The 12742-nt window shown below is 61.9% G+C and carries 14 protein-coding genes; 5 read left to right on the forward strand and 9 right to left on the reverse strand.

Annotated features, from left to right (window positions below):
* Nucleotide 1: 1 nt before the first annotated feature.
* Nucleotides 2-895, forward strand: coding sequence for an acetylglutamate kinase (gene argB / locus ABID26_RS17090; protein WP_040971090.1), 894 nt, complete (start codon nt 2-4; stop codon nt 893-895).
* A gap of 28 nt (nt 896-923) precedes the next feature.
* On the opposite strand, the gene ABID26_RS17095 is transcribed toward argB, so the two are convergent.
* A complete protein-coding gene (locus ABID26_RS17095; protein WP_126096795.1) occupies nt 924-1340 on the reverse strand; it encodes a RidA family protein in 417 nt (138 codons plus the stop codon).
* A gap of 407 nt (nt 1341-1747) precedes the next feature.
* Here ABID26_RS17095 and ABID26_RS17100 point away from each other — a divergent pair, with 407 nt between their 5' ends.
* Nucleotides 1748-2788 (forward strand): class I SAM-dependent methyltransferase, encoded by a 1041-nt coding sequence (locus ABID26_RS17100; protein WP_126096794.1) that lies wholly within the window; start codon nt 1748-1750, stop codon nt 2786-2788.
* 247 nt (nt 2789-3035) lie between these two features.
* On the opposite strand, the gene ABID26_RS17105 is transcribed toward ABID26_RS17100, so the two are convergent.
* Together ABID26_RS17105 and ABID26_RS17110 are read right to left on the reverse strand one after the other, a co-directional pair.
* The gene (locus ABID26_RS17105) at nt 3036-5015 is read right to left on the reverse strand and encodes a putative bifunctional diguanylate cyclase/phosphodiesterase (protein ID WP_126096793.1); all 1980 of its coding nucleotides are present in this window, start codon (nt 5013-5015) and stop codon (nt 3036-3038) included.
* A gap of 396 nt (nt 5016-5411) precedes the next feature.
* On the reverse strand, nt 5412-5888 hold the full coding sequence (locus tag ABID26_RS17110) for an Lrp/AsnC family transcriptional regulator (protein WP_126096792.1): 477 nt from the start codon (nt 5886-5888) through the stop codon (nt 5412-5414).
* 138 nt (nt 5889-6026) lie between these two features.
* On the opposite strand from ABID26_RS17110, the gene phhA reads away from it, so the two are divergent.
* The gene (gene phhA, locus ABID26_RS17115; RefSeq protein WP_126096791.1) at nt 6027-6860 is read left to right on the forward strand and encodes a phenylalanine 4-monooxygenase; all 834 of its coding nucleotides are present in this window, start codon (nt 6027-6029) and stop codon (nt 6858-6860) included.
* Nucleotides 6861-7027: 167 nt separating this feature from the next.
* Here the strand turns inward: phhA and ABID26_RS17120 are convergent, their stop codons facing one another.
* On the reverse strand, nt 7028-7510 hold the full coding sequence (locus ABID26_RS17120; protein WP_126096790.1) for a MarR family winged helix-turn-helix transcriptional regulator: 483 nt from the start codon (nt 7508-7510) through the stop codon (nt 7028-7030).
* 97 nt (nt 7511-7607) lie between these two features.
* Between ABID26_RS17120 and ABID26_RS17125 the strand changes: the two genes are divergently transcribed.
* Nucleotides 7608-7775 carry a hypothetical protein gene (locus tag ABID26_RS17125; RefSeq protein ID WP_292304224.1) on the forward strand — a complete coding sequence of 56 codons (168 nt, stop codon included), beginning with the start codon at nt 7608-7610 and terminating at the stop codon, nt 7773-7775.
* Nucleotides 7776-8018: 243 nt separating this feature from the next.
* Here ABID26_RS17125 and ABID26_RS17130 read toward each other — a convergent pair whose 3' ends face one another.
* The 3 genes from ABID26_RS17130 to ABID26_RS17140 all read right to left on the reverse strand — a co-directional run bounded on the left by ABID26_RS17130 (nt 8019) and on the right by ABID26_RS17140 (nt 10556).
* Nucleotides 8019-9458, reverse strand: a complete 1440-nt coding sequence (locus ABID26_RS17130; RefSeq protein ID WP_126096789.1) for a GMC oxidoreductase — start codon at nt 9456-9458, stop codon at nt 8019-8021.
* Nucleotides 9455-9625, reverse strand: coding sequence for a hypothetical protein (locus ABID26_RS17135; RefSeq protein ID WP_189521407.1), 171 nt, complete (start codon nt 9623-9625; stop codon nt 9455-9457). The genes ABID26_RS17130 and ABID26_RS17135 overlap by 4 nt, the downstream gene beginning before the upstream one ends.
* 169 nt (nt 9626-9794) lie before the next feature.
* Nucleotides 9795-10556, reverse strand: coding sequence for a GGDEF domain-containing protein (locus ABID26_RS17140; protein WP_126096788.1), 762 nt, complete (start codon nt 10554-10556; stop codon nt 9795-9797).
* 150 nt (nt 10557-10706) lie between these two features.
* On the opposite strand from ABID26_RS17140, the gene ABID26_RS17145 reads away from it, so the two are divergent.
* Complete coding sequence (locus tag ABID26_RS17145; RefSeq protein WP_126096787.1) at nt 10707-11414, forward strand: pyrimidine 5'-nucleotidase; 708 nt, start codon at nt 10707-10709, stop codon at nt 11412-11414.
* A 230-nt stretch (nt 11415-11644) separates the two neighbouring features.
* Here ABID26_RS17145 and ABID26_RS17150 read toward each other — a convergent pair whose 3' ends face one another.
* Nucleotides 11645-12142, reverse strand: coding sequence for a hypothetical protein (locus ABID26_RS17150; protein ID WP_292373933.1), 498 nt, complete (start codon nt 12140-12142; stop codon nt 11645-11647).
* Nucleotides 12142-12594, reverse strand: coding sequence for a hypothetical protein (locus tag ABID26_RS17155; RefSeq protein ID WP_126096785.1), 453 nt, complete (start codon nt 12592-12594; stop codon nt 12142-12144). The genes ABID26_RS17150 and ABID26_RS17155 overlap by 1 nt, the downstream gene beginning before the upstream one ends.
* Between the last annotated feature and the right edge of the window lie 148 nt (nt 12595-12742).

A 12742-nucleotide genomic window follows, 5' to 3' on the forward strand; every position in this document is an offset into this window, starting at 1 on the left:
GATGACGGATATCGCCGCCACCGCCGAAATGCAGGCCGCGCTGCTTTCCAGGGCGCTGCCCTACATGCAGCGCTACGAGAATAAGACCGTGGTGGTGAAGTATGGCGGCCATGCCATGGGCGACAACGAGCTCGGCAAGGCTTTTGCCCGCGACATCGCGCTCCTGAAACAGTCCGGCGTCAATCCGATCGTCGTGCATGGCGGCGGGCCGCAGATCGGCGCGATGCTGAACAAGATGGGCATCGAATCCAAGTTCGAGGGCGGCCTGCGCGTCACCGACCAGAAGACGGTCGAGATCGTCGAGATGGTGCTGGCCGGCTCGATCAACAAGGAGATCGTGGCGCTGATCAACGCCGAGGGCGAATGGGCGATCGGGCTCTGCGGCAAGGACGGCAACATGGTGTTCGCCGAAAAGGCGCGCAAGACGATGATCGACCCGGACTCCAACATCGAGCGGGTGCTGGATCTCGGCTTCGTCGGCGAGCCGGTCGAGGTCGACCGCACGCTGCTCGACCTGCTTGCGCGCTCGGAGATGATCCCGGTGCTGGCGCCGGTGGCGCCCGGCCGCGACGGCCACACCTACAACATCAATGCCGACACGTTTGCCGGCGCCATAGCCGGCGCCTGCCGCGCCTCGCGCCTGCTCTTCCTCACCGACGTGCCCGGCGTGCTCGACAAGAACAAGAAGCTGATCGACGAATTGACCGTCGCCGAGGCCAAGGCGCTGATCAAGGACGGCACGGTGTCGGGCGGCATGATCCCGAAGGTCGAGACCTGCATCGAGGCGATCGAGCGCGGCGTCGAGGGCGTCGTCATCCTCAACGGCAAGACGCCGCATTCGGTGCTGCTCGAGCTCTTCACCGAGCACGGCGCCGGCACGCTGATCGTGCCTTGATATTTTCTGCCGGAAGCCGCGCCATCCGCTAATCCGGCAAGGCTGCGACCGCCACGATCTCGATAACCAAGTCGGGATGCGCGAGTGCGGCAACGCCGATTACTTCCGATGGCGGCGGATTGTTGTAGCTGTAGTGCTTCGGACAGTGTTCGGCGAAGAATTCATCCATCACGTCCAGTCGAAAATTGGGCGAGCTTAGAGCTCCGCCGTCCGGAAACGGTCCGTTGACGTACTGGGTGATCTTGATGAGGTGATCGAGCGAACTGCCGAGTTCCTCCAGATCCGATTTGATGTTCATCAGGATCGAGCGCCATTGTGCCGCGGCATCGCCGACGGCGCCGCCCTTGCCGGTCGACGGATCATAATTTCCGGCTGTGCCGGTATTGCCGGCAAGAAAGACATAGCCCCTGGCGCCTTTGACCACAGTGCCTTTTCCCCACGGCATCTGGCGGTCGCCTTTGATCTTTCTGTGTGTAACAAGGTGTAACAAGCTCCATCTTGCTTCTCCTGCCACACCGCCAACTCCAAGGAGCTAGCGCAGCGCTTGTCGACGGCCAGCGCCGTTCCAGCATGGCAGCCCTTCATGGCGCTCGAATGCGCGGCAGGCGTGGCTAACCGGCAGAGGCACAAGACCTGCGCGCCGTGCGCCTGCCGCCCATCGGTTCCTCTTCGGCCTTTCGCAGCATGCTCCCACAATTCAGCACGCGCTGGTTCACGCGGCGGCCGCAGGCTTTCCGCGGTCAAACCTTGGAGAATCATTATTTTAAGCTTTGCTAATGCAGCCTGTCCTAAACTTTTATTAAAACTCTAAGCATCTATAATCGCCGGTGGGGGACCACAAGGAATGCCCATATGGCGTTGAATCCTGATTTGAAAATTGATGAAGCAAGCCTCATCACATCGACGTTGATCAAAAAGCACAAGGCGGCGTCCGCGGAGACGGTCGACGCCGTCGAGCTCAAGGCGCGGGCGGCCCAGCTCTCGCTTGTGCTGGACCTCGCCCACCAGGCTTTCGCGCGCCAGGAGCCCGCGGGGCAAATCGTCGAAAGACTGGCCGGTCGATTGCACGAATTGCGCCACGATGCCGCCCCGGCCGTCTGGCAGGAGCTGATCCCGCTGGCTCAGCAGCATCGCGTGGCGGCATACCTGAAACAGGATCCGTTCACGCGCTGGTCCTTCGAAAAGCCGCGCGGCTATTCGGGCGACGCGACGCTGCTGGACATCTACTACAAGCATCCGAGCGCCGACGAGATCGTGGCATCATCGAGCGAACTCGGCCGCGCGATCTTTGCCTATACGAGCGAGGCGGCAAGTTCGGTGGCGGGGCGCGAGCGCCGCGAGATACTGGCCAGGACGGTCGACGAAACGGCTGCGCGAGTGGAGAATGCCGAGGTGCTGGCAATCGCCTGCGGCCATTTGCGGGAAGCCGAGCTCTCAAAGGCGCTCGCCGAAAAAAGATTGAAGCGCTGGGTGGGTCTCGACCAGGACCCGGTGAGCGTCGGCACCGTCAACCGCGACCTCGCCGGCACCGCAGTGGAAGCCATAGACGGCTCCGTGCGCGGCCTCTTGCGGCGCGCCTACCCGCTTGGCACGTTCGATCTCGTCTATGCATCCGGCTTGTACGACTACCTGCCGCTCCCTGTCGGCGCACGCCTGCTGCAGCGAGCCATGGAACTGGTCAAGCCGGACGGCGAATTCCTCTTCGCCAACTTCAGCGACGAGATCACCACCGACGGCTACATGGAGACCTTCATGGACTGGCCGCTCATCCTGCGCTCGGCCGGCGACATGTGGGACATCATCAATGCCGCGGTCGACAAGAACCGCGTCGACGCCGAGGTCTATTACGGAACGAACAGGAACATCGTTTACGGCAAGATCCGCAAGCGCTGAGATTTCGCAGCGCCGGCATAGGCGACAGCGGAGCTGCTTTCCAGGTCGGGCCGTGAAGCGGCCCGACCTTTTTCATGGAGCCCTCCGGCTCCTGCGCATGACGCAGTTCCAGGAAAACCGTTTCACACTTTTCCTGGAATTGCTCTAATGCATGTCGCCCAGAAGTGTGCAGCGGTTCGGGGCAACGACATGCATCAAAACAAAGACTTAAAGCGCGTCGCCTGAATCCGTTTCAATGCGACGCGCTTTAAGCGACGAGTTCCCGCCTGGCCTGCTTGATCTCTTCGATCGGAACCGGGCGCCCGGTGAGGAAGCCCTGGATCGACTGAATGCCCATGTGCTGCAGCAGGTTCTGCTGCTCTTTCGTCTCGACGCCCTCGACAAGGACCGTGTGGCCAAGATTACGCAGAAGCCTGACCATGTCCTGCAACAGGCTCAGGCCGCGAACCGTCTGGCAATCGTGCAGGAAACTTCGGTCGATCTTGACGACGTCGAACTTGAAACGACGCAGCCATGCCAGACCCGCAAATCCGGTTCCGAAATCATCCAGCCAAATTTGAACGCCCAGGGCTCGAAGCTGCTCGATGCTTCTGGCGGCCTGCGCCTCCAGGGAAATGTCGCTGCCCTCGGTGACCTCGAGCGCCAGTTTATGAGGCGCCATGCCATGCCGGCCAAGAATCTCGGCGATGTGCAGCGGGAAATTCGGCGCCTTGAGCTGAACGACCGATACGTTCGCCGACACGACCGCACCCAATCCGTGCTCGACCATGTCGCCGCAGGCCCGATCGATCAGCCACAGCCCAAGTTCCTCGATCCCGCCTGTCTGCTCGGCGACGGGTATGAACACCGACGGGCTGATCACGCTGCCGTCGAAGTCGCGCAGCCGCATCAGCGACTCATGACCAAGCACCTGGCCGGATGTCGCATCGCAGATCGGTTGATAAACAACGGAGACAAGTCCCTCCGAAACGGCATGCTTGAGCAGTTCCGAGAGATTCTGGCTGGCGCGCTTCTGGTCGATGGCCTGCGCGTCATAGATCGTGAAGGTCGCGCGCCCCGAGAATTTCGACGCATAGAGCGCGCGGTCGGCCTCCTGCAGCAGGATGCGAAGCTCTATGCTTTGCTCGGCGCGCGTCAACGACGCGCCGGCGCTGATGGTGACGATGTCGAGCTTGTCATCCCGGTCGGGATGGGAGATTTTCAGATCCTCGACGGCCCGGCAGAATTGATGCGTCACCTCGCGCAGATGATCATGTCCGGCGACCTTGCACAGCACGACGAATTCCTCGCCGCCGTAGCGTCCCGCGATGGCGTGGTTGGAAGCCGCCGTTTCGTCGAAGGCACGGGCGAGCTCGATCAGGCAGTCGTCGCCGGCCTGATGTCCAAGCCGGTCGTTGAACCGCTTGAAGTAGTCGACATCCATGAGAATGACGCCTATTTCGTCATTGTCCTTGGCCCATTCCTTGCACAACTCCGCGAATTCCCGTGTGATCGCCCTGCGGTTCTTGAGCCCGGTAAGCGGATCCGTATCCGCGATCTCGATGAGCTTTTGGCCGTTCTCGATGGCGACCTGCTCCTGGATCTGCGCCTGAAGCGCATGCAGGAAGGTGTGGTAGCGCTCCATGCTGAGGCGCCATGAGAGATATAGCGACAAAACAAGGCAATTCGCGAAATAGGTTGCAAGCACCAGGCGGGTGGCAAAGTCGGCTTGAAGGACGAACAGCGTGGCGCTCGCGAAGGCGACCGTCACGGTCGCCGATGACAGCGCCGAGAGCCATAGCCGGAAATTGAAGAAAAGATTGGCGCCGAGAATGAACACCGTGCCGAAGATGATGAAATGGGACAGCGCTTCCTGATGCGTCGTGCCGAGCGCCGACAGCAGCCACCCGATTGCGCCCGCCACGATCGCCAGGGCGGCAACATAGTGCAGAGTGGTGACGGCAAAACCGCGTCGAGCGACGAGTTCGACAAGCACCAGGAAGGTCAGTCCCAACGTCAGGCGCGTCAGGATCAGACGGTCCGCAAGGTCCGGGAAAAGAAACCAGTCGAAGGCGCCGTAGCATATGTAGCTCAACACGGCCGCCGCTATGCCCCAACGGACGACCTTGCGGTTCTGGTCCGCATTCTTCTGCAGAAGCATCGCGAAAAGCGTCGGATCGGCCGATTTCCACGACGGGCGTGAAATCGCTTCGGTGACCCTCTGAGCCACATCCTCCGTCAATTGCATGCAACGCTCCTTGGCGATCATCCTCCGCATCAACGGCTCGAGCAAACGAAGTCCGTCAAGTCCTCACGGAAGGACGAAGGCAAGCCTGATCCATTATAAGACACTAATGTTGCTAACCGGCGGTAAACGGATTGCGCGACCGCCTCGGCACCGCGACCGGTCAAGGAATCATGCAACAGTCTGGAGTTGCCGGGACAATGCAGGATTTTTATTTCCTCCGGCGCGCGAGAGAAGACACGCGTAACGTTAATGTTATCGGAAATCTCCAGGCATGTCGTTTCTTAATATTGAGCAGTCTTATTTTCATTTGACGCTGGACAGTTCCCGCGGATTCAACTTTTGATCCTGTGTCTTGTCGGGTTCCTTTCCGAAGGGGAACCCGGTTGCAGACATAATCTAACGCCGCAGATGGGTGAGCGGCACATGACCAGGCCCCTTGATATTCTGCAGCACGAGCTGGGTGTGGACGTCACGCACACCGGGCAGCCGCATAAGCCGGTGCATGACGAAGCCGTTGAGATCGTCCACCGACGGCACCATCACATGCAGCAGAAAATCGTGGTCGCCTGTCATCGTCCAGCAGGACGAGACCTCGTCCATGCGCTGCACGGCGGCGATGAAACTTTCCGGCGAGCCGTCGCTGTGGCTCACCAGGCGGACCTGGATGAATACCTCGACCATCAGGCCGAGCGCCCGGCGACTGAGCATGGCGGCAAAGCCCTTGATGATGCCGGCGCCCTGCAGCGCCTCGAAGCGGCGAGCGCAGGGCGTGGTCGACAGGCCGATCTCCTGCGCCAGCTCCGACACGGGCATTCGTCCATCGCGCTGCAAGACGTCGAGCATTTTTATCTCGAACTCATCCAATTGAGGCATTTCCACTCCTCGATCTGCGGTTTCGAGCGAAGCTTACCTCAAAACTGGTCATTTGGCTACAAACAAGGCTGATTTGCCTCGCCAGCCGCGGCTACCATGTATTCATGATCCGCGGATCACGATCTTGAGGAGGAAAAAATGACGATCAGCGTTGCCGACTATGCCCGCGAATGCGCCGCGCAGGGCCTTCGCGGCGATTATTCGGTTTGCCGCGCCGATTTCACGGTGGCTCAAGGGTACGACTATTCGGCCGAAGAGCAGGCGGTGTGGCGCACGCTCTGCGACCGCCAGACGAAGCTGACACAGAGGCTCGCGCACCGTTCCTATCTCGACGGCGTCGCAACGCTCGGCCTGCTCGACAAAATTCCGGATTTCGACGCCATCAGCGAAAAACTGCGCAAGCTGACCGGCTGGGAGATCGTGGCGGTGCCCGGCCTGATCCCCGCCGGCCCCTTCTTCGATCATCTGGCCAACCGGCGCTTCCCGGTCACCAACTGGCTGCGGACGAGGCAGGAGCTCGACTATATCGTCGAGCCGGACATGTTCCACGACTTCTTCGGCCACGTGCCGATCCTGACGCAGCCGGTATTTGCCGACTTCATGCAGATGTACGGCGAGAAGGCCGAGGACATGATCGCGCTCGGCGGCGACGAGATGATCACCCGGCTCTACTGGTACAGCGCCGAATACGGCCTCATCCAGGAAGCCGGCCAGCCGCTGAAGGCCTTCGGCGCCGGGCTGATGTCGTCCTTCACCGAGCTGCAGTTCGCGGTCGAAAGCAAGGATGCGCACCATGTGCCGTTCGACCTCGAGACGGTGATGCGCACCGGCTACGAGATCGACAAGTTCCAGCGCGCCTATTTCGTGCTGCCGTCCTTCGACGCGTTGCGCGATGCATTCGCCGGCGACGACCTTGCCGGCATCATCGCGCGGTTCAAGGGCCAGCCGGCGCTCGATCCGGCCACGGTTTAGAGCAATTCCAGGAAAAGTGTGTAACGGTTTTCCGTCCGGAATTGCTTCAAAACAAAGAGATAGAGCGGTTCGCCGTTTCCGTGAAACGGTGAAACGCTCTAGCCAAAGCCGGCTTTCGCCCAGCCGGCCTCAGAGCGGTCCAGTTGCCGAGACGGCGACTGGACCGTTCAAGCCGGCTCGGCCTTCAACTTTGCAAGCTGCTTGTTCTGCAGATCGAGCGCGGCGTTGATAAAGCGCAGCACGGTCGCCAGTTCGGCGTCGCTGAAGCTCGCGACCACTTTTTCGCCTTCCCGCGCGATGGCGCCGTAGTAGCGCTCCGACAATTCCCTCGTCAGCCCTGTCGCCTCGATCACCACCTTGCGCCTGTCCTCCAGGCTGCGGGTTCGGGTGACGAGCCCGCGCGCCTCCAGCCGGTCGATCAGGGCCGTCACCGCTGCCGGCGTCAGCCCCGTTGCCGCTGCCACGGCGCCTGCCGACTGCGGCCCGCCATAGAGCAGGCCCAGGCAATGCCGCTCGGCAGCGATCAGCCCGAGCCGCGCCCCCACCGCCTCGTCATAGGCCTGCGTCGCGTCCTGCCAGCGCATGACGGCGAGGCTGACGGCCGCTGTCATTTCAGCCCGATCGGCGCTTGACGAATTTACTTCAATCATCTAACTATCAATCTGTCGAACATTCAGACTATCGTATCAAATATGCGACGCCGCCCTTTGCAAGGCAAGGGCAAAGTCGCCGACAAAGGAGTGAACGATGAGCTTGATTCAACAGCGCAACCATCTCTCGAATGAGGAGGAGTACAGATACGCCAAGCTGGCGATGGAATGGTATGGCTGGGGCTCGCCCATCGGCCTCGGCATTCTTCTGGTGGCGCTTGCCGCCGCGGCCGTGCTGGTGCGCGTCGCCGTTTACGGGCTTTGAGCAATTCCAGGAAAAGTGCGCAGCGGTTTTCCGTCCGGAATTGCGTAAGACAATACTTTGAGCAATTCCAGGAAAAGTGCGCAGCGGTTTTCCGTCCGGAATTGCGTAAGACAAATTTAGGGCGGTTCAGCGTTTAGCGAAAAGCGGAACGACTCTAGGCCCGATCGAACTCTCCCAAAAAGGCGCGCCAGGGCGGCGCCGGCTGCTATTCCAGGCGCCGGCGCTGCCTGCCTTTCGGGGAGCTCAGACTGTGATCACCTTGCTCAGGTGATCGCCCAGCCGGCAGGCGAGCGCGGTGATGGTGGTCGTCGGGTTGCACTGCCCGGACGTGCAGAACACCGAGGAGCCGCCGACATAGAGGTTGTCCATGCCGTGCACCTTGCAGTTGGCGTCGACGACGCTCTTCAAGACATCGGTGCCCATGCGGGTGCCGCCCATATGGTGGTGGCCCGCCGTTTCCTGGTTCGTCGGGTAGTCGCTGCCATTGCTGATCCAGTCGGCGATGCGCACGCGGCCGAGATTCTTCTGCGCCATGGTGGTGCCGAAGAGCCGCAAGCCCTCCAGCAAGGTGCGGCGCTCGAGCGGCGACTTCTTCCAGTGCAGCTCGATGCGCGGCACGCCGGCGTGGTCGACATCGGTCTTCGACAGCTCGATCTGGTTCGAGGCGAGCGGCGCCTGTTCCCAGGCGACGTAGAGCTGGGCGGCGCAACGCAGGCGCTGGCTGAGCTGGTCCGACATCCATTCCGCCATATTGGGCGCGGTGCAGGCGAGGTCGGCGATCAGCCGTTTGACATTCGGGTAGGGCATCTCGATCAGCCTGATGCCGAAATTCAGGATCTGCAGCCGCTCCATCGCGGCAGGCGTCGGCGAGAAGAAGGCTTCGTTCGAGGCGTCGACCTCGAACTCGCCGTAGCTGGCGAGGATGGCATTGCCGCCCTCGAAAGTCGGGTGCTCCATCCAATAGCGGCCGAGTGCTGCGGCGTTCGGCACGACACCGCCATTCGAGCGCCGGTTCGACCAGAGCAGCAGCTTGGAGTTCTCCAACCCGCCGGTGCAGGTGATGAAGTAATCCGCCGTGAAGGTGCCGGCGTCCTGGCCGTTCGACCACAATTTGGCGCCGGTCACGCGCTTGCCGTCGCCGGCGAGCTCCGTTGCGTAGGTGTTGAGCACGACGGCGACGTTCTTGCTCCGGTCGAGCTCGTCGGCGAATTTCTCGGCAAAGCGCACGGCGCCGCTCTTGATCAACTGCACCCAGCGGATGTCGTCCGAGATTGGGACATCGGGCCGGAAGTCGGGAAGCTCGAGAATATCGCGGACTTCGGGCAGATAAGGTTCGATATCGGCGCGGCTGATCGGCCAGCCGGTATCCGGCGCCCATGCCTTGGGCTGGAAATCCTGGCTGTCGAGCACGCGGCACCAGCCGGCCCAGTGGTTCGAAGAGCCGCCCATGAAGCGCAGCCTGGTGATGTCGAGATCGAAATAGAAATCGCCGACCGTGGCGCCGCGGTAGAAATCCTGCGACTCGTCGCTGAATTCGCGCGAGCCGGCCTCCAGAACGACCACCGGAATGCCGGCGGCGCCCAGTTTCCTGGCAATCGTGGTGCCGGCCGGGCCGGAGCCGAGGATGCAGACCTTGGGTTTGAAGCTCGCCTGCCTATAGGCCTCGTAGCTGTCGAAGATCATGCGAGATCGCTCCGCTTCAGGATCCAGCCGTTGACCTCGATGATCTCATCGCGGGCGATCTCGTCAGGGCTGGGGACGGCAACCTGGTGGCGGAACAGCGACAGCGCGGGCAGCGTGATCAGCGCCTGCAGGATCGTGCGGCGCGACATCTTGATGAAATGGGTCATGACACGTCTTTCGATGAGGCTCGATACACGCATGCCGTTCCCGGACGGCACACACGCCGCCGGAGAGGCCAATTCCGTGCCAAGTCTAGATGAAGACGCAGTTACAACCGCGCAATCGCCGCGGTTGAATTTGGAAAGGGTTAGGAATTTGCTAACGCCCACCCAAGCCTCAGGCGGCTTCCGAAATGTCGCGATCGAGAATGGAAAGGTTGCGGCCGCGATGCTTGGCCTCGTAAAGCCTGCGGTCGGCGGCGCGCATCAGCTCCGACACGGTGGCGCTCTCGCCGCAGGTGATGCCGCCGATCGAGACGGTCAATGGCACGGTCCGCTGATCGACGGGGCGGAACCGGATCAGCTCGACCTCGCGGCGGATGCGCTCGGCCACATGCCTCGCCTCCGGCTCGGTGGCGCCGACCAGGAAGGCGGCGAACTCCTCGCCGCCGATGCGGCCGAGCACGTCGCCGCTGCGCACCCCCCGCTCGATGGCGCCGGCGATCAGAAGCAGCGCATCGTCGCCGGTCAGGTGACCGTAATTGTCGTTGATGGTCTTGAAGTGATCGGCGTCGATGATCAGCAGCGCGCCGCGATCGGCCTTGCGGCGGGAGCCGTCGAGCGCGGCGAAGAAGGTCTCGCGGTTGAGCATGCCGGTCATGTCGTCGCGGCTAGCCTTCTCCGACAGGCGCCTGTGGGCGGCGGCGAGCTGCGCATGCGCGCGGGCAAGCTCGCGATGCGCGTTCTTCAGCCGGTCGCTTTGCCAGAAGGTGCCCGCGCTGGCGATCCAGGCGAGCATCAAGGGGCAAACCGTGACCGTCAGCCAGACGGTGCGGCTGACCGGAAAGCCCATTGCCGGGACCACAACCAGCGTTAACAAAAGCGAGACGGCGACCGAAGCGAACGCGACGGCTGCGGACTTCAAAATTATGCGGCTCATCGCTCACTCCCGACGGAATGCCTATGTGCCAGCAAGCGCTGAAGGCGACCTTTCCGGGACGGTTAAAATTTGAAGCGAGAGGCTATTTTCACTATGCGCGACGCGCAGAAGTTGTGGATAAAGTCCGCGTCCGCATGCCATAAGGAAGCCATGACAACGACACCCGACCCCTCGCGATTTGCCCATGTCACGGATTGGGTGTTCGACCTCGACAACACGCTCTATCCGCATCATTCGAATCTGTTCGCGCAGATCGACGTGAAGATGACCGCCTATGTCAGCGAGCTGCTGACCCTGTCGCGGGAAGAGGCGCGCAAGCTGCAGAAAGAGCTCTACCAGCAATATGGCACGACGCTGAACGGGCTGATGGCGCGCCACGGCATCGACCCCGACGACTTCCTCGAGAAGGTGCACGACATCGACTATTCCTGGCTGGTGCCCGATCCGGTGCTGGGCGCGGCGATCCGGCAGTTGCCGGGCCGTAAGTTCATTTTCACCAATGGCGACCGCAGGCATGCCGAGCGCGCCGCGCGCCAGCTCGGCGTGTTGGACCATTTCGACGACATCTTCGACATCGTCGCGGCCGGGCTTAACCCCAAGCCGGCGCGCCAGACCTATGAAAGGTTCGCCGAGCTGCATTCCGTCACCGGCCATAATGCGGTGATGTTCGAGGATCTGGCGCGCAACCTCTCGGTGCCGAAATCGCTCGGCATGACGACTGTGCTGGTTGTGCCGCGCAATTTCGAGCCGACCTTCTCGGAGATATGGGAGCGCGATCCGGCGAATGAGGACGACGTGGATTTCGTCACCGACGACCTCGCCGGCTTCCTGTCGGCGATCGTCGAAGTCCCGGCCTGAACCCAACTCCAGATTGTCGGCGTATCGCATGCCTTGGAGATTGCCCGAAACGCCGATCGCTTCGTCATCCTGAGGTCTGCGCCGCGTCGCTTCGCTCCTGCTTCGCCCTGGGGTGACGACGTTGGGTGGCTTCAGCCAATTCCAAACGTCTGCGATGGCTCGGCGAAGCGAGCCATGAAACCTTACCTGCCGACAAGCTCTGCACGTTTCAAAATCCTTGCGTCGAGGACCTAATCGAAGTCCGGGATCGTGCCGGGCGGCAGCCCCAACTGGCCGTTCAGGTTTTTCAGCAACCGGCACCATTCAGGCGTATTTTGGCGCTTTCCGTTGCCGTTGCCGTCGGACGAAAACCCATTGCCGAAGCCGCCGCCGCAATTGGCGTTGCCGTTGAAGCTGCCTGCGTTGCCATTGCCGTTGAAGCTGCCGGCATTTCCATTGCCGTTGAAACTGCCGCGATTGCCGTTGCCGTTGAAATTGCCCGAATTCCAATTGCCGTTTGACCCGTCGGCCTTGTCCAGACCGAGGCCGAGACCGGCAATCGCGACTTCGCCGCGGTCGATGGGGCCGCGGCCGATGGGAAGATCGGCTATCCTGACCACCGTCGAGGCGTCGGCAACCACGATCGCGGCAAGCAGCGTGCAAACCGCGATGCCGCTTCCGTCCAACGGCCTTGCCAGCGCCGGCTTCGCGCCGCGCCGGACGGAAGCGGATGGTCTGAGCCAGGCCATCAGCGGTTTCCCCGGCCGTTGAAATTGCCGTTGAACGCGCCGGCGTTGCCGTTGCCGTTGAACGAGCCGCCATTGTAGTTGCCGTTGAAGGCGCCGACATTGGTGTTGCCGTCATGTTCGCCGGTGTTGCCGTTGCCGTTGAAGGCCCCGATATTGCGGTTCCCGCTCGTCGCGGACGTGTTGTCGTTGCCGTTGAAGGCCCCGACATTGCCGGTCCCGCTGTTGAAGGCGCCGATATTGCCGCTGCCGGTGTTCTTGTAGCCGACATTGCCGCCCAGGTTGCCGAGTGGGTCCATGCCCCTGACGTTCGAACCGATATATTGGCCGTATTGGCCGGCGTTTTGCTGGACGCGTGACATGCTGAAGGCCTGGCTGCCCGTCGTGGTGTCGGCCTTCGCCGCGGTTGCGCTCAACAGCCCCAGGCAAAGCGCCGGGATGACACACCGTTTCATCTGCGAACTCCTTCCATGGCTTGGTTGGAAAAAGGGACTCTCTGCTTGGAAAAGGGACTCTCTGCTTGGAAAAGGACTGGGATCGCCGGCGACATGTCGCGATAGCCTGGCGTGGGGGACGGGCGCGAGGCTCGGCGATCCCAGAGGC

This window comes from Mesorhizobium shonense (assembly GCF_040545255.1).
In the GTDB taxonomy this organism is placed as follows: Bacteria; Pseudomonadota; Alphaproteobacteria; order Rhizobiales; family Rhizobiaceae; genus Mesorhizobium; species Mesorhizobium shonense.